The organism is Bacillus cereus group sp. BfR-BA-01522 (genome assembly GCF_022662635.1).
In the GTDB taxonomy this organism is placed as follows: Bacteria; Bacillota; Bacilli; order Bacillales; family Bacillaceae_G; genus Bacillus_A; species Bacillus_A cytotoxicus.
In genome coordinates this window covers 1-1,380 of the sequence record NZ_JAKUDY010000038.1, presented here as the reverse complement: position 1 = coordinate 1,380, position 1,380 = coordinate 1, and the positions used below count along the sequence as shown (strand labels likewise).

Below are 1,380 nucleotides of genomic sequence, written 5' to 3'. Positions count from 1 at the left end.
AGGCATGTTAACCACTACACCACGGGACCATTTGGTTGCGGGGACAGGATTTGAACCTGCGACCTTCGGGTTATGAGCCCGACGAGCTACCAGACTGCTCCACCCCGCGACAATGTATTTTTAAAATAAGGAGGTAGAGGGATTCGAACCCCCGCGCGACTCTCGCCGCCTGTCGGTTTTCAAGACCGATCCCTTCAGCCAGACTTGGGTATACCTCCATGAAGGTAATATTATATATTAGTCTTTATAAACTATGAATAATTCCATTTCAATAAAATGGAGGAGGTAGAGGGATTCGAACCCCCGCACGGCTCTCACCGCCTGTCGGTTTTCAAGACCGATCCCTTCAGCCAGACTTGGGTATACCTCCAACAATAATAAAAGTGGAGCCTAGCGGGATCGAACCGCTGACCTCCTGCGTGCAAGGCAGGCGCTCTCCCAGCTGAGCTAAGGCCCCAAATTAAGTATCGGGAAGACAGGATTTGAACCTGCGACCCCCTGGTCCCAAACCAGGTGCTCTACCAAGCTGAGCCACTTCCCGTTAATGGCGCGCCCGAGAGGAGTCGAACCCCTAACCTCTTGATCCGTAGTCAAACGCTCTATCCAATTGAGCTACGGGCGCATATGGTGCCGAGGGCGGGAGTCGAACCCGCACGGTGGTCACCCACCGCAGGATTTTAAGTCCTGTGCGTCTGCCTGTTCCGCCACCCCGGCATGTCATATTTGGAGCGGAAGACGGGAGTCGAACCCGCGACCCCAACCTTGGCAAGGTTGTATTCTACCACTGAACTACTTCCGCAAGACATGTTATAAGTATTTTATTAAAAGTGCGGGTGAAGGGAGTCGAACCCCCACGCCAAAGGCGCCAGATCCTAAGTCTGGTGCGTCTGCCAATTCCGCCACACCCGCATATTCTTTTAAATGGTGAGCCATGAAGGACTCGAACCTTCGACCCTCTGATTAAAAGTCAGATGCTCTACCAACTGAGCTAATGGCTCTTAAATGGCTGGGCTAGCTGGATTCGAACCAGCGCATGACGGAGTCAAAGTCCGTTGCCTTACCGCTTGGCTATAGCCCAATAATGAAAATGGTGGAGGGGGGCAGATTCGAACTGCCGAACCCGAAGGAGCGGATTTACAGTCCGCCGCGTTTAGCCACTTCGCTACCCCTCCGATATATTATGGTGGAGGATGACGGGATCGAACCGCCGACCCCCTGCTTGTAAGGCAGGTGCTCTCCCAGCTGAGCTAATCCTCCATTTGCCTGGCAACGTCCTACTCTCACAGGGGCAAGGCCCCAACTACCATCGGCGCTAGAGAGCTTAACTTCCGTGTTCGGTATGGGAACGGGTGTGACCTCTCTGCCATCATCACCAGACAA

General features: G+C 53.5%; 13 tRNA genes and 1 rRNA gene. All 14 read right to left on the bottom strand.

What is annotated here, in order from left to right:
• Positions 1-32: 32 nt before the first annotated feature.
• Positions 33-109 (bottom strand) — tRNA-Met (locus MR059_RS21470).
• Positions 110-128: 19 nt separating this feature from the next.
• A tRNA-Ser gene (locus MR059_RS21465) sits at positions 129-218 on the bottom strand.
• Between the two features lie 59 nt (positions 219-277).
• A tRNA-Ser gene (locus tag MR059_RS21460) sits at positions 278-370 on the bottom strand.
• 14 nt (positions 371-384) lie between these two features.
• A tRNA-Ala gene (locus MR059_RS21455) sits at positions 385-457 on the bottom strand.
• A 10-nt stretch (positions 458-467) separates the two neighbouring features.
• Positions 468-541 (bottom strand) — tRNA-Pro (locus MR059_RS21450).
• A 4-nt stretch (positions 542-545) separates the two neighbouring features.
• Positions 546-622: transfer RNA gene (locus MR059_RS21445), tRNA-Arg, on the bottom strand.
• Positions 623-625: 3 nt separating this feature from the next.
• Positions 626-714: transfer RNA gene (locus tag MR059_RS21440), tRNA-Leu, on the bottom strand.
• Between the two features lie 10 nt (positions 715-724).
• A tRNA-Gly gene (locus MR059_RS21435) sits at positions 725-799 on the bottom strand.
• Between the two features lie 29 nt (positions 800-828).
• Positions 829-909: transfer RNA gene (locus MR059_RS21430), tRNA-Leu, on the bottom strand.
• A gap of 13 nt (positions 910-922) precedes the next feature.
• A tRNA-Lys gene (locus MR059_RS21425) sits at positions 923-998 on the bottom strand.
• Positions 999-1,003: 5 nt separating this feature from the next.
• Positions 1,004-1,078, bottom strand: a tRNA-Gln gene (locus MR059_RS21420).
• Between the two features lie 10 nt (positions 1,079-1,088).
• Positions 1,089-1,172 (bottom strand) — tRNA-Tyr (locus MR059_RS21415).
• Between the two features lie 9 nt (positions 1,173-1,181).
• Positions 1,182-1,257: transfer RNA gene (locus MR059_RS21410), tRNA-Val, on the bottom strand.
• Positions 1,258-1,261: 4 nt separating this feature from the next.
• Positions 1,262-1,377 (bottom strand): 5S ribosomal RNA (gene rrf / locus MR059_RS21405).
• Between the last annotated feature and the right edge of the window lie 3 nt (positions 1,378-1,380).